This is a genomic window from Exiguobacterium sp. s6 (assembly GCF_018618155.1).
GTDB classification, from domain to species: domain Bacteria; phylum Bacillota; class Bacilli; order Exiguobacteriales; family Exiguobacteriaceae; genus Exiguobacterium; species Exiguobacterium mexicanum_A.
Genome location: NZ_JACSLN010000001.1, coordinates 1,281,232 through 1,300,613 on the forward strand (window position 1 = coordinate 1,281,232; position 19,382 = coordinate 1,300,613).

Annotated in this window: 19 protein-coding genes and 2 pseudogenes; 9 read left to right on the plus strand and 12 right to left on the minus strand. The window is 50.0% G+C overall.

The genetic code is table 11. The features are described from left to right. Both KNP75_RS06620 and KNP75_RS06625 read left to right on the plus strand, forming a co-directional pair. A complete protein-coding gene (locus tag KNP75_RS06620; RefSeq protein WP_215190074.1) occupies positions 1 to 1,029 on the plus strand; it encodes a DUF58 domain-containing protein in 1,029 nt (342 codons plus the stop codon). Next, entirely contained in the window at positions 1,026 to 2,003 is a 978-nt protein-coding gene (locus KNP75_RS06625) for a hypothetical protein (RefSeq protein ID WP_214763130.1), read from the plus strand. Before KNP75_RS06620 ends, KNP75_RS06625 begins: the two co-directional genes overlap by 4 nt. Positions 2,004 to 2,052: 49 nt before the next feature. Here the strand turns inward: KNP75_RS06625 and cls are convergent, their stop codons facing one another. Together cls and KNP75_RS06635 are read right to left on the minus strand one after the other, a co-directional pair. Further along, on the minus strand, positions 2,053 to 3,519 hold the full coding sequence (gene cls / locus KNP75_RS06630) for a cardiolipin synthase (RefSeq protein WP_052090124.1): 1,467 nt from the start codon (positions 3,517 to 3,519) through the stop codon (positions 2,053 to 2,055). Between the two features lie 122 nt (positions 3,520 to 3,641). Next, positions 3,642 to 4,424: a LysM peptidoglycan-binding and 3D domain-containing protein gene (locus KNP75_RS06635; protein WP_034777617.1), complete on the minus strand. Its 783-nt coding sequence runs from the start codon at positions 4,422 to 4,424 to the stop codon at positions 3,642 to 3,644. 208 nt (positions 4,425 to 4,632) lie between these two features. Between KNP75_RS06635 and KNP75_RS06640 the strand changes: the two genes are divergently transcribed. Together KNP75_RS06640 and KNP75_RS06645 are read left to right on the plus strand one after the other, a co-directional pair. Beyond that, positions 4,633 to 4,893 (plus strand): DUF1294 domain-containing protein, encoded by a 261-nt coding sequence (locus KNP75_RS06640; protein ID WP_232939616.1) that lies wholly within the window; start codon positions 4,633 to 4,635, stop codon positions 4,891 to 4,893. Between the two features lie 140 nt (positions 4,894 to 5,033). Then, positions 5,034 to 5,834, plus strand: coding sequence for a helix-turn-helix transcriptional regulator (locus KNP75_RS06645; protein WP_215190075.1), 801 nt, complete (start codon positions 5,034 to 5,036; stop codon positions 5,832 to 5,834). 32 nt (positions 5,835 to 5,866) lie between these two features. Here the strand turns inward: KNP75_RS06645 and KNP75_RS06650 are convergent. Next, a pseudogene (locus KNP75_RS06650) lies at positions 5,867 to 6,625 on the minus strand (glucose 1-dehydrogenase). 194 nt (positions 6,626 to 6,819) lie between these two features. Here KNP75_RS06650 and KNP75_RS06655 point away from each other — a divergent pair. Both KNP75_RS06655 and KNP75_RS06660 read left to right on the plus strand, forming a co-directional pair. Beyond that, positions 6,820 to 7,680 carry an alpha/beta fold hydrolase gene (locus tag KNP75_RS06655; RefSeq protein WP_214763128.1) on the plus strand — a complete coding sequence of 287 codons (861 nt, stop codon included), beginning with the start codon at positions 6,820 to 6,822 and terminating at the stop codon, positions 7,678 to 7,680. Beyond that, positions 7,677 to 8,216, plus strand: coding sequence for a hypothetical protein (locus KNP75_RS06660; RefSeq protein WP_214763127.1), 540 nt, complete (start codon positions 7,677 to 7,679; stop codon positions 8,214 to 8,216). Before KNP75_RS06655 ends, KNP75_RS06660 begins: the two co-directional genes overlap by 4 nt. Before the next feature lie 33 nt (positions 8,217 to 8,249). Here KNP75_RS06660 and KNP75_RS06665 read toward each other — a convergent pair whose 3' ends face one another. Continuing rightward, positions 8,250 to 8,513, minus strand: coding sequence for an excalibur calcium-binding domain-containing protein (locus tag KNP75_RS06665; RefSeq protein ID WP_113926645.1), 264 nt, complete (start codon positions 8,511 to 8,513; stop codon positions 8,250 to 8,252). A 111-nt stretch (positions 8,514 to 8,624) separates the two neighbouring features. Between KNP75_RS06665 and KNP75_RS06670 the strand changes: the two genes are divergently transcribed. Both KNP75_RS06670 and KNP75_RS06675 read left to right on the plus strand, forming a co-directional pair. After that, on the plus strand, positions 8,625 to 8,840 hold the full coding sequence (locus tag KNP75_RS06670) for a hypothetical protein (RefSeq protein ID WP_131435017.1): 216 nt from the start codon (positions 8,625 to 8,627) through the stop codon (positions 8,838 to 8,840). A gap of 89 nt (positions 8,841 to 8,929) precedes the next feature. Then, complete coding sequence (locus tag KNP75_RS06675; RefSeq protein WP_215190076.1) at positions 8,930 to 9,796, plus strand: AraC family transcriptional regulator; 867 nt, start codon at positions 8,930 to 8,932, stop codon at positions 9,794 to 9,796. A gap of 50 nt (positions 9,797 to 9,846) precedes the next feature. Here the strand turns inward: KNP75_RS06675 and bglA are convergent, their stop codons facing one another. Both bglA and KNP75_RS06685 read right to left on the minus strand, forming a co-directional pair. Continuing rightward, complete coding sequence (gene bglA, locus KNP75_RS06680; protein ID WP_215190077.1) at positions 9,847 to 11,301, minus strand: 6-phospho-beta-glucosidase BglA; 1,455 nt, start codon at positions 11,299 to 11,301, stop codon at positions 9,847 to 9,849. Between the two features lie 12 nt (positions 11,302 to 11,313). Next, positions 11,314 to 13,206 (minus strand): beta-glucoside-specific PTS transporter subunit IIABC, encoded by a 1,893-nt coding sequence (locus KNP75_RS06685; protein ID WP_205729372.1) that lies wholly within the window; start codon positions 13,204 to 13,206, stop codon positions 11,314 to 11,316. Between the two features lie 159 nt (positions 13,207 to 13,365). On the opposite strand from KNP75_RS06685, the gene KNP75_RS06690 reads away from it, so the two are divergent. Beyond that, positions 13,366 to 14,076, plus strand: coding sequence for a GntR family transcriptional regulator (locus tag KNP75_RS06690; protein ID WP_215190078.1), 711 nt, complete (start codon positions 13,366 to 13,368; stop codon positions 14,074 to 14,076). 466 nt (positions 14,077 to 14,542) lie between these two features. Here KNP75_RS06690 and KNP75_RS06695 read toward each other — a convergent pair whose 3' ends face one another. The 6 genes and pseudogenes from KNP75_RS06695 to KNP75_RS06720 form a co-directional block, all read right to left on the minus strand. Next, positions 14,543 to 15,100, minus strand: coding sequence for a hypothetical protein (locus KNP75_RS06695; RefSeq protein WP_215190079.1), 558 nt, complete (start codon positions 15,098 to 15,100; stop codon positions 14,543 to 14,545). 254 nt (positions 15,101 to 15,354) lie between these two features. Next, positions 15,355 to 15,603, minus strand: a pseudogene (locus tag KNP75_RS15815) (CPCC family cysteine-rich protein); the annotation flags it as partial. Between the two features lie 63 nt (positions 15,604 to 15,666). Then, complete coding sequence (locus KNP75_RS06705; RefSeq protein ID WP_215190081.1) at positions 15,667 to 17,040, minus strand: barstar family protein; 1,374 nt, start codon at positions 17,038 to 17,040, stop codon at positions 15,667 to 15,669. Next, complete coding sequence (locus KNP75_RS06710; RefSeq protein ID WP_215190082.1) at positions 17,037 to 17,741, minus strand: hypothetical protein; 705 nt, start codon at positions 17,739 to 17,741, stop codon at positions 17,037 to 17,039. Before KNP75_RS06710 ends, KNP75_RS06705 begins: the two co-directional genes overlap by 4 nt. A gap of 13 nt (positions 17,742 to 17,754) precedes the next feature. Next, entirely contained in the window at positions 17,755 to 18,084 is a 330-nt protein-coding gene (locus KNP75_RS06715) for a hypothetical protein (protein WP_215190083.1), read from the minus strand. Between the two features lie 313 nt (positions 18,085 to 18,397). Continuing rightward, positions 18,398 to 19,369 (minus strand): DUF2268 domain-containing putative Zn-dependent protease, encoded by a 972-nt coding sequence (locus KNP75_RS06720; protein WP_215190084.1) that lies wholly within the window; start codon positions 19,367 to 19,369, stop codon positions 18,398 to 18,400. Positions 19,370 to 19,382 lie beyond the last annotated feature (13 nt).

Consider the following 19,382-nt stretch of genomic DNA (forward strand, 5'->3'; position numbering starts at 1 on the left):
ATGCAACTCGTCAGCCCTCGCTACCTCGAGTCCGGGTATATGTGGCTCTTGTTCGTCGTCGGGGTGTTCACCGCCCTATACGGGAACGTCTTCCTCGCGAGTGTGATTATCGGGTTCAGCCTGTATGCGCTCATCATGCCGGAGTTATTATTCCGACTCGCTGAGTACGTCCACGTCGAAGTGACTGACGAACTGAAGCTGTTCCCGAACGATGAAGAGACGTATACGCTCAAATTGATTTCGACGGCGCCCGTGCCCCTTGGCATCGTCCGATTGTCGGGTTATCTCCATCCGACCGTCGAGTCGGAGGCGCACGCCTTCTGGCGCCAAGAGAACTTTGTCGGTCGTGAGGCGGCCGTCGCCTACACGCTCCCGCTCAAGGCGATTCGACGCGGTCCGATCCGCATGGAGGCGATCGGCATGGAGATCCGGGACCCGCTCCGTATGTTTTCGCTCTATAAAGAAGACCCGCTCGACCGCATCGGGTATGTCTTCCCCGAATTCCTGCCTTATCCGATTCCGAAGCGCCCTCCGACGTTACCAGGCGAAGAGATGGTCCGTCATAGCGCCTACCGTGACCCGGAGACGTTCCAGTCAGTGGCGCCGTATCACGGACAGCCGATGCGGCAACTGTATTGGTCGGCCTATGCGAAAACAGGTGAACTGCTCGCCCGCACCGAGCAACCCGTCCAGGCGAACGAATATGTCGTCGTGCTCGACTTGTTGACGAAAGACGGGCGCGCCCTCACCCATCAGATGGAACGGTTGATCTCGCAGGCGGCGGCGCTATGCCGCGACTTCGAGAAAGAGAACGCGAGCTATGGGCTGATCGTCCCGACCCTGACGAAGGAAGGCATCACCTATGACCTCGCCCCGGGGAGCGGTGAGACGCATTTCCGCAAGGTCATGACGACACTCGCCTGCCTGTCGGAACGGGATTTCCCACTCGCCCGGTCGCTATTCGAACGGAAGGTCGCCAAATACGGCGGCAGCCAATCCATTTTACGACTGGGAGGTGACGGACGATGAGACTACTCTGGTGGGTGTTCGCCGCGTTCTATGTCGGTCACGTGTTTCCGCTCGTCTTTCTGCTGACGCTCCGTTTGCCGCGCAACTGGCAGCTTGGGGTGCAGACGGCCCTGAGCATCGCCGCGCTCTTGTTCTCGTATGAGATGAGCATCACGCTACTGTTGTTCACGTACGTCCACGCCTTTATCCGAACTCTCGATTGGACGGACCGTTACGCGATCGCAAGTGTGCTCTTCCTCATTGTCGATTGGTTGTTCCCGCCGGCGTCTCAGCCGCTGGCGATGATCGTCTTCCCGTTCTTGTTCTTGTTTTGGCAACGGAGCCTGTATTATCGCCGTGACTATAAACGGATGTTGTCCACGCTCGTCGTCGCCCTAGGGGTCGGCCTCGGTTTAGCGATAATCATCCGGACCATCAAAGAGCTATTGTTCGGCAACCTCGTCGCCTGGATTCAGCCCATCCTGATTTGGATCGGCGGTTGGTTCGACGGAGTCAATCTCGATCCGACCGATCGCGTCAACCGTATCCTCGTCCCGGACAATCCGAACATCGATGCCGAGACGATTTCAAACGAGACGTTACTCGAATCGGCGACGAATCAATCGCTATTCTTGGTCGTCACGTTTCTCGTCGTTCTCGTCAGCGTCATCGCTTTATTCATCTATGTGCAACGCCGAAAAGAAATCCATGAGGATGGGACGGTGCCGAAGCAACGCCATCAAGCGGCCGATTCGGTTCGCCGCTCGACACGGGCCCCACGGCACGTCCGTCTGCTTGATGCCGGGAGACGTCTCGAACAGGCCCATCCCCGCCAGCGCGAAGAGACTGTTTCGGAATGGTTCGAACGAATCGGATTTACCGAAGGAAGTCGCTTTGCCACATGGCTGGAGGCGGCCGAGTACGGAGAGAAAGAAGCGCCGGCTCCAATCGTCGAGGCGTTCGAACGACATGTCACCCAGACGCTCAAAAAATAAGAGACCAGTCAGTTCGCCGGGCACTCCCGGACGGTCTGACTGGTCTTTTTTAAAGAATTGGGCTGAGCAAGCGTGACACGCTCTCTTTGAAACGGATCCATTTCGTTCGTGTCTCATAACGCTCAATCGTTAACCTGTCGGCACATGCGAGGTCGCGATCGAATGCATCGATGACAGACTGGGCCACGACCTCATCATAGACGAGCGCCGAGATCTCGAAATTGAGTCGGAAACTGCGGGCGTCGATGTTCGTCGTGCCGATCGAGGCGACCTCGCCATCGATGACGAGCGTCTTCGCGTGCAAAAAGCCGCCTTCATACGTATATACCTCGGCCCCGTAGCGGACGAGCTCGGCCGCATTCGTATACGTCGCCCAGTAGACAAACATGTGATCCGGCTTGTTCGGGATCATCAGGCGGATTTTCGTCCCGGACATGAGCGCATTGCGGCAGGCGTCGAGGAAGCTGGCGTCAGGGATGAAATAAGGGGTCTGGATGTAAATCGTCTCTTTCGCCTCGGTGATCATCTTGACGAGCATGTTTTTCAAGTGCTCGGTCGATGAGTTCGGGCCCGATGTGACGATTTGCACCGGTGATTGGGCCGTCTCAATAAGGATGGACGGCCAAATGAAATCCTCTTTCTCGGCTCGATGCTTCGTCGGTACGGCACGGTTCCAATCGAGGAGGAAACGCTCGAGCAGTTCTCGGACCGCCTCCCCTCTCATCCGTAGATGCACATCGCGCCAATAGCCGAACTGACGATTCGTCCCGAGGTATTCATTCCCGACGTTGAAACCACCGATATAGCCGATCTCCCCATCGATGATACATAGCTTTCGGTGATTCCGGTTATTGACGCGGAAGTTGATACCGAGACGTGACGGGAAGAACGATTTGACCTCGCCGCCATGCGCGAGCAGTTGTTTAAAATGGGAACGTCGCAATCCGCGGGAGCCGACGGCGTCATAGAGTAGACGGACCTTGACCCCTTCCTTGGCCCGTCGCGTCAAGGCCGAGATGAGAGCCTGACCGAGCGAGTCGTTTTGGATGATATAGTATTGGATGTTGATTTCCTTTGTTGCCACCTCGATGTCATGGAACAACGCCTCGAACTTCTGCTCGCCGTCATGGATGACTTGAATTGCATTATGATACGTCACGAGCGCATTCGTGGAGGATAAGTTCAAGCGGGCGAGGCGACGATACTTGGATAAGAGCGGATCACTGGCAAACAAGCCGCCATGGGCGTCGAGCTCAGTCAACTGGTTATGGACGTGTTCCGCGTATTCATGCCGTCGTTCCTCGTCGACTTGGTAGAAGTTATTCGATTTGATTAATCGTCCGAAGAAGATATAGATGAAGAATCCGAGCAGCGGCACGAAGAATAAAACAAGTAGCCAGGCCCACGTCGACCCGATATCGCGCCGTTCGAAGAAGATAATGGTGACCGCAAACGTCACGTTGAGGATGACCAATACGATACCGAGTATGCCTAGAATGAATTCTGTCGTGACCATCTCGATCTCCTCCTTTTGTCTCTTGTTTACCCATTCTTCGTAAGAATGAAATGCTCGTTTACAGGTAAAGGGATAGACACACAAAAAAACACCGCGCCTGCGGTGTTTTTAGGGAAAATCGATTAGTTTAAGACTTTGATTGTGATTGATTTACGACCGAAGTTGAGCGCTTGCTCTCGTGTCGGCATCAAGATATCGATTTTGTTACCTTTGATGGCGCCACCAGTATCTCCAGCGATTGCTTCGCCGTAGCCTTCAACCCATACTTTAGAGCCGAGTGGGATGACTGAAGGGTCAACCGCGATGACTTTTTGGTTCGGGTTCGAGCGGACGTCGATTCCTGTTGCCGTGATTCCTGAGCATCCTGCACAGTATGGTGTGTAAGCCGTTGCTTCCACAGTCATCGTCTTACCTGAAGCCGGAGCTTGGGTTTGCGTTGTAGACGTAGACTGTTTCGTCACCGGTGCAGATGTTGATGCTTTTGGTTTAGCGGCTGGTGCGCTGTTCGCAACCGATGCTGCTTTAGCACCTTTTACAGAGAATTGTTGACCAGGGAAAATGAGATCTGAATTAAGACCGTTCCATGTCATCAACTGTTTGACAGATACGCCGTTGTTTGTCGCGATGCGATACAACGTGTCACCTGATTTTACTGTATACGTTTTTGAAGCGCTTGAAGCTTTAGCTTCTGACTTCGCAAGCTTCAATACTTGGTTTGGATAAATCATATTAGAGTTTAAGCCGTTCGCTTGTTTGATGTCATTAACTGATACACCGTTGTTCACGGCGATACGGTAAAGTGTATCTCCAGACTGAACTGTGTGTGTTGATGCTGCCGAAGCTGGAGCAGCGACTCCTAAACTAAGGCCAGCGAGTGCCGTTAGTGTCAATAGTGGTTTTTTCATAAGAATATTCCTCCCTTTTCTAACGCCCCCTTACTGTAACACCTGTATATTTCACTGCCGTTACAGGCTGATATGAGAGTGATATCAGTTCAGTTACAGAAGCTTTCAGCGAGATGAGAGGAATCTGAATTTTTACAATCCAAATACAAATGGCTTAGTTGAGCCATTTTCAGCTATACTAAAGAGAAGAGAAAGGAGGTTTTAGTCTTTGGAACTATTACTGCTATATTACATTGTGACTAATTTCCTAGCGTTTATGTCATTTTACCTCGATAAACGTCGTGCTAAATCAGGGGAATGGCGCATTTCGGAACAAACGTTACTCATTCTCGTTTGGATCGGTGGCGCATTCGGGGCCTATCTCGCGATGCGGTTCTTCCGTCATAAGACGTTGAAACCGAAATTCCGCATTGGTGTTCCAATCGCTATATTAGTGCATGCGGGTGTCACCGGTTGGTTCATCTTTTGACGCCATTATATAGAAGGAACTTGTTCAATCACCACGTAGAAAATCCCGATGAAATGTCTTGATAGACGCTTCGTGGTGAAAAAGAAGTATGTCCATCCGGTGTTAAAACGAAATAAATGTTCAATTATTGAGGTGTTCGGATGAAGGTTGAAGAAAATCTGATTGATATCCAAGAGTGGACTGAAACGACGATTGAGACGACGATCAAAGTGAATCCGCAGTTTCAAATCTGGTTAATCACGAACGGACAACTCGACCTGCTCGTCAATGGGACACGGTCTCGGCTCCGCTCAGGGATGGCGTTGATCTTAGACCGTGGACAAATCGTGAAAGTTGAACCGAAAGGAGAGCCATTTCGTTTGGTCGTGCTCTCCGTCGAGCCGTTTGACCTATTCTCTCCGTCGCTTGCGGAGTTGTACGTGACACCGCACGCCGAGACGTCGCGTAGTAAAGTGTTGCATCCCGGTGAACCAGGAGATAAGCCCGTCCTCGACATAATCGACAAAGTGATTCGCAGCCTGAAGAAGAAGTCCTCGTTCGCGTTGCTCGATGCGAGCTTACAGCTCGCAGTCATTTGGCGCTATTGGATTCAACAGCCGCAAAGCAGAACGAAACATCATGTTCAGGAACGGATGCGTCTCATGCTCGCCTACATACATGACCATGACACGATGAAACTGACGCTCGAAGACATCGCAGCAACGGGTGGTCTGAGCCGGGCGGAATGTTGCCGCTACTTTACAAAATGGGGCGACACATCGCCGCTCGCCTACGTCCAGAACGTCCGCATGCATCGTGCGGCGCGCCTCGTCGAGGAGTCGAAGGAACCGATCGCCGATCTAGCACATCGTCTCGGCTACACGAGCGTGAGCCATTTCGTGCAATCGTTTAAAAAAGTCCATGCGGTGACACCATTGGCGTACCGAAAGCGACAGACATAACAAAAGCCGACAATCGTGTCGGCTTTTTCTCGTTAACGGGCGGTCCACCCGCCGTCTGCTTTCAAGACGTCGCCATTGACGAAACTCGAATCATCGGAGGCGAGGAACAACGCGACCTTGGCGATCTGCTCCGGTTCACCCATCGGAGCCTCCCCTGCCCCTTGGATGGCTCGCATCCCGAGTTCGCTCGGCGCGGTGATGGTGGCGCCGATATTCGTATTGACCCCGCCCGGTGCGATGGCGTTGGCCCGAATCTTGTTGAACGTACCGTATGTGGAGGCGATATTTTTCGTCAGGCCGATGAGCGCATGTTTCGAGGCGACGTACGAGGCGCCACCGCGTGTCCCGAACTAACCACCGACCGAGGCGTTATTGATGATGACACCGCCCGAATCTTGTTTGTCCATGATATGGATGGCGGCCCGTGCCAGTTTCATCGGTCCGGTCAAGTTGACGGCGATGACCCGGTCCCACATCTCGTCCGTCACTTCGCCGACGGTCAAAAAGTTGTCCATGATGCCCGCGTTGTTGACCAAGATGTCGAGCGAGCCGAACGTGCTCGTCGCCGTCTCGACCATCTTGTCGATATCTTCTTGTTTCGTGACGTTCCCCGAGACGCCGACGGCTTCCCCGCCGCTCGCTTTAATCTCTGAGGCGACCGCTTCGACCGAGTCCCCGTTCATGTCGATGGCGACGACGCGTGCCCCTTCCTCGGCAAACAGTTTGGCGATGGCCCGACCCATCCCTGACCCGGCCCCGGTGACGAGTGCCGTTTTACCCGATAATTTCACACCGCATTCCTCCTTGTTGAGACAACTCAAGAGCGACAGAGAAAACGACAAGTGCAACCTGCTCACGTGTCATTAGTCTATACCTGGATTTGGGTGAAAACGTATCTCCGTTTGAAAGAATCTGCTTCTGTTCCAATCACTAGTCACGTACAATGGAAAGATACAGATATTGGGAGTTGGAAGGTGGGATTCAATTGAATCGTTATCATGCAGAAGTGATGGGAAGCGGGACACCCGTTATATTTTTACCGGCTGGAGGATTCACCGGAGAAGAAGGTCGTTCACTCGCTGAGGTGCTATGCGACGACTTCGAGGTGCATTTGCTGGATTTGCCAGGGTTCGGGCGAAGTGAAGGGATTAAGCAGGTCGTGACGTCCGAACAGTTGGCGGATTGGGTCAACGACTACGTCATCACACATCGAATCGGACCCGTCCATGTGATCGCGCATTCACTTGGAGGTGCGATCGCTCTCGCTTTCGCCACGCATTATCCCGAGCACGTGGAGCGGCTCGTCTTGCTCGATCAAGGCCATAAGGCGTTCCCTTGCGTTCCGTTGAGAGAGTATGGCGTGTTTGGCCTTGCCGTCCCGCTCCTGAGCGGACTTTATCGTCTGTTCGGACCTCGACTCGTCCCCAAAATCGAGACGAAGGTCATTTCAGATGAAGGTACATCTCCAGTTACAGAGGAACAGGTTAAGACTTTCTGCGCACAGACAGGCCTCTCTGAACGAAACGAGATTCGGCGCGCGTTGAACGACCCGGCTAAACTCGGACGAGGCGGATTGAATCTGCTGTTCGGCTTCTATCACCTTGACGTGCCGCAGCTTATGCGTTCACTTCAAGTCCCGACGTTACTTATTTACGGCGATTTTGTCGGACTGGACGACAAAGAAGTCCGATTGACGAAGTCAGCCATTCTGGACCTGCAACGGCATGAGCTGCCGATCACTTACATACGAATGACAGGCGGCCACTTCGTCCATTGGAACCCGGCGTTCCCGCTTGAACAGGTACGACAGTTTTTACAAGTTGAGAAAGCGAGCGGTCTGTTATGAAGCGTCAGCAAAAGATTGTCCTCATTCTTGTGTGCTTATTGTTGGTATCAGCCGGAGTGGCCTGGGCATTTGATTCGACGAAGCAGACACAATTGCCCGAGGGAGCGGAACCGATTCTCACCTACCCTGTTGATGACCGTAATATGAGTCTTCGCTTTTTCACGAACAGTTACATCGTCGAGGAATGGAGTGAAGAGCCGGTTGCGCAAGGCATAGGTCTTGAACTTACTGTCGACAATCAGGTTCAGTCAATTACATCTGAATCGCTGTCCGAGGCAGGGCTCACGTGGGCCACTTTCGGCCAATCGTGCGGGGATCGGTCAGAATGCTCCCCCTACGACATCCTTTATGGGATGAACCACGGTGATACGACCCGAGTCGTCGTCGAGTTGAACGGAGACAAATTCGAACCGGAACTGTTGAAGACAAAGGCCGGGAATGACGTCTGGTTCGTGCTCGTCGACCAAATCGAGTCGATTGAGTCCATCATCGGCTACGATGCTGCGGGAGACATATCCTACCGCTTTAATAACTAAAAAAGAGACGGAGGACCGCTGTCCTCTCATCTCTTAGCGTTCGCAGGCGATAAAGTCTTTGTCGCGGTCTTTCGATTTGTTTGCTTCATACAGCGTGGCGCTGACATACGGCTTGTACTTCGTCTTGCCGCCTTTGTTTTTCGTCGTCTTCGTCTTGGCGACCCCGCCCTTGTACGTCTTATTCAGTTCTGTGCAATTCTTAAATTTTTTAGGTGCGGCGTCCACGGTTTCTGACGGCGCGACGCTCAGCGTGAACAACGCGATGCCGGCGATGGTCGCGCGAAGTAACTTCTTCATAGTTGTTTCCTCCTTAGTAACAAACGATATCAGTGTTAATTCTTGTTTATTATAAGGGCAGTTATGATGAATCCCCTGCTTTTTAAAAATAGTTGAAGGAAGGTAACATCTATGGACTTACTTATATTGATGCAGGACCGGGCTCTCCCGTTACTGCTGCTCGCACTATTTCTCATTTTGAACGTGGTGTTCGTCATAGGGATTTGGAAACGACGACGCCACTTCTCCAAAGGTTTTCTCGTGTTCGCGAGCTCGCTTGCGTTTCTACTCATGACGTCATCGGTCATCCTTTTCATGTTCACGATGTTCATCGGCTACAACCAGTGACGTCTTCTATCCGATGATATCCGTATCGAAATCATCGAGTGCCCCTACGATGTTCGAAGTATGATGAATGCAGATAGGAGGGAATGCTGATGCTTGAATCACTGAACCGATTGATGGACCACATCGATCAACATTTAACAGAAGACATCACGAGTGAGGATATCACACGCATCGTCGGGGTATCCAACTATCATTTTCGACGCATGTTTTCCTACATGGCCGGGATGACGCTCAATGAATATATCCGAAATCGTCGGCTGTCAGAAGCGAACAAGGACTTGATTCATGGGAAATCGGTCACGGACGTGGCGTATACGTATGGATACCAATCCGTCGACGGGTTCTCGCGAGCGTTTCGAGACTGGTGTGGCTTTTTACCGTCTGAAGTGATCAAGAACAAGATTCAAAAGTCATTCCCGAAATTCACTTTCTACATCGACATCAAAGGAGGAATTTCAATGGAATTCAAATTAGAACATAAACCTTCATTCAACGTCGTCGGCGTGTCCAAACGCGTCCCGATTCAATTTGAAGGTGTGAACAATGCAATCGTCGAGTTGGCGCAGTCAATTACGGAACAACAACGAAGCGAGATGCATCAATTGGCGGACCTTTATCCAAATCAAGTGCTCAACGTGTCGTACGACTTCGATGAAGGCTATTTGGACGAAACGGGTTCACTCACGCACATGATTGGCTTCGCGACGACACAAGATAATCCGTACGAGGATCTTGAACAAATCACTATTGCGTCGAACCTGTGGGCCGTCTTCCCGAATACCGGCCCGTTCCCGAAGACGCTCCAGGAGACGATGGCCAAAACGTATGCCGAATGGTTGCCGACGTCTGGGTACGAACTGGCCGACTTGCCGAGCATCTCGTTCACGAAGCATGACGGACCATCGGACAACGTCTATAGCGAAGTGTGGGTAGCGGTCAAACCGAAAACGACGTAAGCACAGAAAAATACCTCTTGAAGACAATTGTCTTCAAGAGGTATTTTCGTTTACTTCGAAGGCTCGTACGCGAGCGCTTCCCCGTTCGTTTCGATCACATGCTTGTACCAATCGAACGAGTCTTTCTTCATCCGCTCCATCGAGCCGTTGCCCTCATTGTCACGGTCGACATAAATCATGCCGTAGCGTTTCTTCATCTCGCCCGTCGTGAACGAGACGATGTCGATGATGCCCCATGGCGTGTAACCAATCAAGTCGACGCCGTCATAGACGACCGCTTGTTTCAACTGTTCGATATGCGCCTTCAAGTAGTCGATGCGTGCCGCATCATGGATTTTCCCGTCGACAATCTCATCGACAGCACCGAATCCGTTCTCGACGATGAAGAGCGGGATTTGATAGCGGTCGTACAACCGGTTGAGCACATAACGGAGACCGACGGGGTCAATCGACCAGCCCCAGTCGCTCGACTTGATGTACGGGTTCTCGACGCCGTTCGGTAGACCACCGTTGACGATGTCGCCGCTGTTATCGGCGATGACATCACTCTTCACGGTCGTCGACATATAGTAACTGAAACCGAGGTAATCGACGGTCCCATTCTTCAAAATCTCTTCGTCCCCATCGAGGAATGGGATTGAATAGCCTTCACGCTCGAATTCGTTCAAGGCATAGCTCGGATAGACCCCGCGCACTTGCACGTCCGGGAAGAAGTAACGCTGACGCATCATCTCTTCAGCAAGCATGACGTCGTCCGGGTTTGACGAGAACGGATAGATCGGCACGTGTGATACCATCGCCCCGATCTCGAAGTCCGGGTTGATCGCTTTCCCTTTCGCGACGGCGAGCGCGCTCGCAATCAACTCATGGTGCCCCGTCTGATACATGATTTCACGGGCGTTCTCCCCGTCTTCGACGATGACGCCAGAGTTCGTCCATAAGAAGAGCGGGTTGTTGACGTCCATCTTGTTGTTGATCTCGTTGAACGTCATCCAATATTTGACCTTGTCTTTATAGCGGTCGAAACACACCTCGGCGAAGCGGACGAAATGGTCGACGACGGCACGGTTGCGGAACCCGCCGTACTCACGTGCGAGGTGGAGCGGCATCTCGAAGTGGGACAACGTGATGATCGGCTCGATGTCGTGCTTCAACAGCTCGTCGAACAAGTCGTCATAAAATTGGAGCCCTGCCTCGTTCGGCTCCGCATCGTCCCCGTTCGGGAAGATCCGGCTCCAACCGATCGACGTGCGGAGACACTTCAAGCCCATCTCAGCGAAGAGCGCGACGTCTTCTTTATAACGGTGATAGAAGTCGATTGCCTCATGGTTCGGATAAAATTCGTCCGGCTCGACCTTGTCCGTGATCCGACGCGCGACGCCGTGAGCGCCTGCCGTCAACACGTCGACGACGCTCGGTCCTTTGCCGTCGGCGTCCCAGCCGCCTTCAAATTGATGCGCGGCGAGAGCGCCGCCCCATAGAAAGTCTTTCGGTAATGTCTTCATTGTAATTCCTCCTTATTGATTAACAATCGTGAGTATCGGTGTCGTCGTGTCTGTCTGATTACTTGCTTGGACGAGTACGTCAGCATATGTCGCGCTGTTCGTCACGATGACAGGTGTGATACTTGAAATATTATGTGCAGCGATCATGTCATGGTCGAACGTCGTCAACACATCGCCCACTTTAAAGCTGTCGCCGTCTTTGACGTGCACGGTGAACGGTTTCCCATCGAGCGTCACCGTATCGAGACCGACGTGAATCAACAACTCGATTCCCGTGTTCGAACGGAGACCGATCGCATGTTTCGTCGGTGCGACCATGACGACCGTCCCGTCAAACGGTGCAATGACCTTATTCCCGTCTGGCTCGACGGCATAACCTTTACCCATCGCCCCGGAGGCGAATACATCGTCCGGAACATCGCTCAAGGCGATGACTTTTCCAGAGAGCGGTGAAGCAATCGTCTCTTCCTGAACGAGCGTCGCACTCGCTTCTGCCGTCGCAGGTGTTTCCGTCACTTCTGTCACTTGTTTGGCCGTGTCTTCTCCGAAACCGAAGATTTGAATCAAGACGACCGGAAGGATGATGGCAATCGCTGTCCCGATCAACAGTCCCCAAATCGAGGTCGGCACGTCTTCACTGATTCCGTTCACAAGGGTGAGCGGACCCGGGAGACCAGCGTAAGCGAAGTAATACGGGTTGAAGAAACTGGCCACGATGGCTCCGACGGCCCCCGAGATACATCCAAAGATGAACGGTTTCTTGAAGCGGAGTGTCACCCCGTAAATGGCAGGCTCTGTGATTCCGAATAGTCCAGTAATCCCAGCCGAGACACCGACTTTTTTGATTTCTTGGCTCTTCGCTTTCAAGATGACACCGAGAACGGCGCCGACTTGGGCGATGACGGCAATCGTCTGATATGCCTGGAATGAGTCACGGCCATACAAGTCGAAGTTTGCGAGCACCATCGGCGTCACGCCCCAATGGACCCCGAAGATGACGATGACTTGCCAGAGACCACCGATAATTGCGCCAGCGAGCATCGGGGCGTTCTCCGCTAAGAAGTTGTAGCCGTTGGCAATCCCGACCGCACCCATCGTCGTGATTGGTCCGATGACGAGAATCGTGAGCGGCACCATGAGCACCAAACTGAAGAACGGTACGAACAAAGGACGAATGACCTCGTTCATGTGTCGGTTCAAGAACCGCTCGACATAGGATAAGATCCAGACGAGGAAGAGCGGTGGTAATACCGATGACGTATACGTCGTACCTGACAAGGCGAGACCAAGGAAACTGATCGTCTCCCCTGACGTGATGCGAGCCGCCATCTCGGCCCATGTCGGACTGACCAAGGCCGCACTGGCTGCGACGGAGATGAACGTGTTCGTCTTAAAGTGTTTCGATGCCGTGATGGCGATGAAAATCGGTAAGAACGTGAACGGTGCCCATGAGATGAAGCTGAACACTTCGTACGTCCCCGTCTCGGCGAAACCGTCGAACAACAATGTCGTGATGATGAGTACCCCTTGCAAAATCCCGGCTGCGGCCAAGATATAGATGAACGGTGCGAATACGGCGGACATCGTAGCGATGATGCGGTTCAAGACGGTCCCCTTGTTTCCGTCTTCGACCTCAGTCCCTTCGATTTGCACCAGTTTCGTGAACTCATCGAACACTTCCCCGACATGCTGCCCGATGACGACCTGGAACTGGCCACCCGTCTCGACGACCGTGATGACACCTGGCATCGCCATGACTTGTTCTTTCGCCTGCGGATTTGACCGCTTCAAGACGAGGCGGAGTCGCGTCGCACAGCGCGCCGCATTGATGACGTTGTCTTCCCCTCCGACGGCCTCTAAAATATCCCGAGCCAATTTTGAATAATCCCGAACTTTACTCAACAGAACACCCTCCTTTGATGTAACGCTTACATTTTGTACACTCTTACTATAATTGTACCGGTACAATTAATCAATAGCGATACAATAAATAGTTTGTGAACGTTTCGTAGACATGTGTGTGGTATAATGAAGGCAACATTTTCAAGTAGATGAGGGATGAGCGTGCTTAAATATCTACAAGTGGCAGCAGAGATTGAACAGTACATCAATCAACATGATTTGAAGCAAGGAGATAAACTGCCCGTGCTCGAGCAGTTGATGAGCCAATATGCCGTCAGCAAGAGCACGATCACGAAAGCACTCGAATTGTTGGAGCGGAAAGGGGTCATCTTTCAATTGCGGGGGAGCGGCATCTTCGTCCGGCGCCACAACCGTCCGGGCTATATGAGCCTGTTCTCGACACAAGGGTTCAAGAGCAACCTTGGTGACCGGGTGTTGACGTCGGACGTGCTCGACGTCTCGGTCTCGAAACCGGACGCGACGGTCGCACAGAACCTTGGCATCGACGTGACAGATGACGTCTATCGCGTCGAGCGGGTCCGCTTCGTCGACGGCGAGGTGTTCTGTTACGAGGAGTCGTACTATGTGAAGGCGATCGTGCCGTATTTGAACCGAGAAATCGTCGCCGACTCGATCTTCGATTACGTACAGGGCGCACTCGGTGTCACCATCGGCTTTTCGGACATGTACATGCAGGTCGGTCGACTGACCGAGACGGAAGCCGGCTATCTAGGTTTACAAACGGAGGACCCGACGCTCCGCATCGAGACGATCTTCCATCTATCGAATGGAAAGCCGTTCGATTATTCACGCATCACGTATCATTACGAGCACTCCCAGTTCGTCGTTCAGGCGAACGGGCCGTACATGTGAAAACACCGCTCTACGCGATGGCGTAGAGCGGTGTTTTTGTCGAACCGTAATCTATTCGGATTGTACTTGAGTCAGATGTCGATACGCATCGACTGAATACGAATCAATCTTACACGTCTCATTTATATGAGTATGTATCTCCGTTTCGGTAGGAAAACTGTATGGAATGAATACGATATCACACGTGGCCTGGGCGACATGATGCAATATCTGTTCGACGACTTCATACACTTCCGCCAAGTGTTCCGGACTCAATCGGACGTCCGGAGTGACGAGATAACTGACATGAATCATATTTTCTTTTGACTCAAATTGAGAAGCCTCATGTTCAGAAAACCATGGATAGTCGGTGAGCTCGCTTCGTCTTTTCTCATCTTTAATCACGAGGAATGCGTCACTCTCGTCAAGTCGTACTCGCCAAACCTCACTATCGATCGATTTGAATTCTCTAAGTATGTTCAAGTCACTACTCCTCGTACGGGTTTTCGAGATACATTCCGATCTTTAAAAGCTGCTCTTTCAGTTGTTGAAGATTTGTATTCGTATGAATCCCCATCAAATATTCGTATCCGATGAACACTTTGAATGGTTCACTTTTATGATCCGGTTCATTACCGACGAGTTGCGCATAAAGTTCTTCTCGTAACATCAAGCGAATCATGTGTTCGATTCTCCATCCGGTCAGCACGGTTCTTTTTTTAACACTTTTGTACAAAGCTGCCGTTTTTAAATCATATAGGTTCTTTGGAAAATTAGGTGAGTTATATTCGTGAGCTGAGAGAACTCCTCTCTTCTCAATATATGTAACCTTTAGCGCAGTCACCTTGCAATAATCCATAATCATTTTCACCGATTTCACATATGCATCTTCCACTCTCATGTATTTCTCGAAATTAAATATAACGCCATCAAACGACTTTCCAACATCGGATATTGATGTCCACTCGTTTTTTTCGTAGCCACCGAACTCATCTCGGTATTCTGGATTGTATTTGATTAATCTATATCGATGCATCGTTTCCACCTGATTTCTCCATGTTATCTTACTCTAAATACCATGCAAGTATAATCTTATGACATGATGCATTGTGTAGTTTTCAAAAGAGTCTCTTATTCTTCAGATTGAACAAACTCTCCGCCAAAAGTCCATCCATTTTGTTTCAACATTTTTTCAAATTGTTCATTGAACCGATTGATATCAATATTCTTGTTCTTTTTCTTACAGAAGACATTACCATCAATTAAAATTAACGACGATTGAGAGTTTTCTGTTTCCCATATGGGTTTCCATATCACATCTTTTTGATATTCCTTCGTACTGTACTCGTTGACGTAACATTCATCGGATACGCCAAACCGAATCACATTTCGCTGCGCCGTTCGTAATGAAATACCATTAGCTCCTCCCCAACAATCAGGATTCACACCCTCATCTTCCCAAAAACAGTTTGGACAAATCGCAAACGTCCCTGGCGGCTTCTTTTCCATCGTTTTGTAGCCACAACAGATACACGTGTATATTTTCATTTGTACAGCTCCAATTCGTCAAAATAATTTGTGACGCGCTATGCACAAGCTCCACTCACGAAGTTAAAACCGCTTGATTGACCCGTTCACATGATCAAGAAAGTGATACACATCGTCCGCATCATGCGCCAGTACAAAGTTTCCGAAGATATGAGGATGAAACTCTCCTAAGAACGTCTCAAGTGTCTGTTCAGATATGGGTGAAGAGAAAGGTTGCCAAAACCCTTTTGTTTTCGGAATCTCTAGTTGAGGCAACAACCTGTCTTCAATCAACTTCTCCCACGCTACGTCATGTAGCATCAATCGATAGACTTTCTCTTTTGGTCCAAACGTTCCTTCGAGACAGAACGTCAACTCGATTGGAAACGACCCTCGTATCACGTGGTGAAAGAACGTCTCGTAATCCGCTGTGTCAATCGACTCAACAGATTCAATTGTCGTCCCTTGGAGTGTCAGTCCCTCACGGTAAGAACTCACGAGCCAATCCGTTTCATTTGAGAACGTGACGACGTCTTCACGCTGGTCGTCACGGGAAAGTGTCAGCCATGGCTCAATATCCTCATGATTGCGAACAATTCCGAATGTGACAGACTCCTCTTCTGAGCGTTCAAACGAGAAACGATGTCGCTTCGGCAACCGTACCGACGTCTTTCGTTCCACGCGTAACGGGAAAGTCGCGCCAGCAAGTTGTCGGTAAATCAGGCGATTTGCTTCTCCCTCTTTTAATGCATGCCGCGGTAAAATAAGCATCTCATTCTTTTGATAGATGATACGACACGGTTTCAAGTCCGGCTCGTTCTCGTAGTCCGTAAAACATTTTGCGAGCGTGTTCGCCGCCTCAGGCAAACGTTGCTCTAAATCCATCCAACCGTACAAATCAACGATATCCGGCAATCCGTTCTCATCGGTGATGGCGTCCCAAAATGCGTTCCAGTTCATGTCATAGTGAGCAGGGGAATGGAACTGTTCTTTTAACAGGTGATGCAACTCGGTTTCCGCCGCGATGTTCGAGACATCTAGCGTCACACGAGTGATTTGGTCTCTTTGTTTCCACACCTCAATCGGATGCATCCAGACATACACCGTCTCAACGACCCCAGATGGTGCGGCATCGACATAGACGGCTCTTGTGAACGGATGCAAGACGAGGAATCGCAATATCGTCTTATTTGTAAAGCGTTCATCGATTTGTAAGCCATCCGGATGAAAAGAGAAGATGTCAGCAGCTTGTCGACGAATCGAGCGATACGTGTCATCAAGCGCTTGATTATAAACTTGGTCGAATTCGTAACGGTCCACTTTCCATAACGTCCCATCATTCGAACGTGATAAACTCTCCGTCTTTTGTTCAAACTTATTCGTGTGCACCGCATGTTGACGCACAAATAAAGCCGTGGTCGCATCGACTTCATGCAACCACGGACGTTTCAAATTCATCTTTTTCCTCGCCTCCGGTACAAAAGATAACCGAGCGGGAGCCCCGCCAACAACGCGAGGCCAAGCATCCGATACGATTTCGGCTCTGTCGTCTGAACATTACCCAAACTACCAGTGAGGCCATCCTCCAACGAACCTTCAACGTTTGAATGTGTCTCGACTAAGAGTGCCTGATAGGATTCGAGCGTGATCGTGTCTCCGCCGATGAACCGTTTCGCATCGGTCGTCAAGGCAGTCAACGTCTCCCCATCATAGTCAAACCAGGCGTTCTCGCGCGCGGAATGGACCAATGTACCGGACACATCAGCTAAAGCAATGGCCAACTCGTCACCATACCCGAACGTGGAGAAGGCGAAGAGGCCCGGTTCTTGCTCGTACGTGCCGATGACGTTTCTTGGTTCTCCGTCCTGTAAGACGGTCGACACGTACTCGTCACTCGGAACGAACGTACACATTTCGTCCGACGAATAACAGGATTGCGCGGCAATCATCACTTCATGGAGCGAACCGAACGAGATGGCGCGACTTTCAGTCAAGTGATAGTTACTCGGGTCGTCTCCTTCGATATGGTCGAGAACGATCGACTCGAAATGTTCTTCAGCGAAACGCTCCGCTGATCGCTCTGTCGGCGCCGCAGCTGCGGACGTGGCAGCGAGCGCGAGGGTCAAGGCTAAAGCAAATGTTGTGAGGTGGCGGAACATATTGTTTCTCCTTTCAACCGACAGACATCTGTTTGAGCAGTGACGCGTCAATCCGAATCAGTTCCGCATGGGGATGTTTTTGTCGGTCGATGATTTGGTCAAAGCGTTTCATGGCGACGAATCGATCGGATTCATGAATCCAGGCGAGGCGCACAAGCGCAAGCCGTAACTGCTTGCGACCGTCACTCATCCGCAAGTGGTCAATCTGATTATCAGCATTGAGCCGATTGATGAACAGTTCGACTTTACAATCTTCCTTCACTAAATAGGATACCAAATAAGCGGCCTGTTGAATCAACTCTTCATAGCGCGCATAAAGGCCATTCCCTAGCGGACCGCTCAAGTCGAGTACGAGCGTGAATGTATCGAGGTTTTGGCGTTGAAATACTTTCGTTTGTTAGAACCGACTTTGGAATTTGTATCGTTTGGTCTGTTTCAAATCTTTATGATAATTGGAGGTATGTTTTTCGTTGCACTATTGAGGCCGATTATAAAGCGTGCTTATGGATTTATCATGATTTCAGTTTTTAGACTCATCATAAGAAATGACAAAAGATTGGGCAAAGATGTCACGTTGCACTTTCATGAGACCGGACTCAATATCCATTCCGTTAGTATCACGACTGCGATACTCGAAAAGTATGTAGCTTGTTTCGTCATTGTTGAAGAATCTCTTGATATTTGTAGCCTTCTAAGATTTCATGATCTTCTTTGAATGTCCAATCTTGAATCGAAAGCTCTGGATTTGATTCTAAGTAATGGTTGAGGATGTCTTTTCCTAAGATATAGTTACTCCAGCGAGGAAGATTCTTTTGCTCATTACCGACAACAAAATCGTTAAATGTTGTTTCATAATCATTAACAAGACTCGCTACATGTTCCTTTGTCTTCTCATCTATTGGTTCATGCCAAGGAGGTGATACGCCTTTGACAATTCGATCTGCAAAAGCATCTGCCTTCCCTTCTAATATGGCAGAATTTAAAACCGAACTAATCATAAAGTTTGGTGTGTCCCGAAGAATCAAGTGATGATATTCATGTGCAGTCGCATAAGCAAGAATATTTTTATCAAAGTCTTCATTCAGATAAAAGACAAAAGAGTCTTTATATGCATTTCCACTAACCCCACCCAGTGACTCACCGATAAATGCAAATTCTGAATTGATTGGTACGAGGAAAATCGTACTTTTCTTTTTAGGAAGTACCTTATGTGAAGCGATGTAGGTTTTTATAATCGTTTCTTCAATTTCATCATGTTTGCTCATCAATATATCGATTCGATTTAGGAGTTCTTGCTCATAGGATGTCGATTTCATTAAAAAGTTGCCTTTCAAATCTGCTGTTCCGAACTTCTCCTCTTCTCCAATCTCCTCTATGTAATCAAGAACAAATTCTTTAAAAAATTTTCTTTTCTGTTCTGTATCGTTTGTCTCAAGTGATGCTTCCAAATATTTTTGATATTGTGTGTAAAGTGGCACAATTTTCAATTCACTATCCTGGTTGATTTTCATGGTCTCAGGTTGCATGTCAATACGTTCTTTATCAATTTCTACATTTTCTTCATCACCCAAACATGCTGATAACAGAATTAAAGGAATGCAAAGTAAAATGATAGTCAATTTTTTCAATTGAACGTCCTCC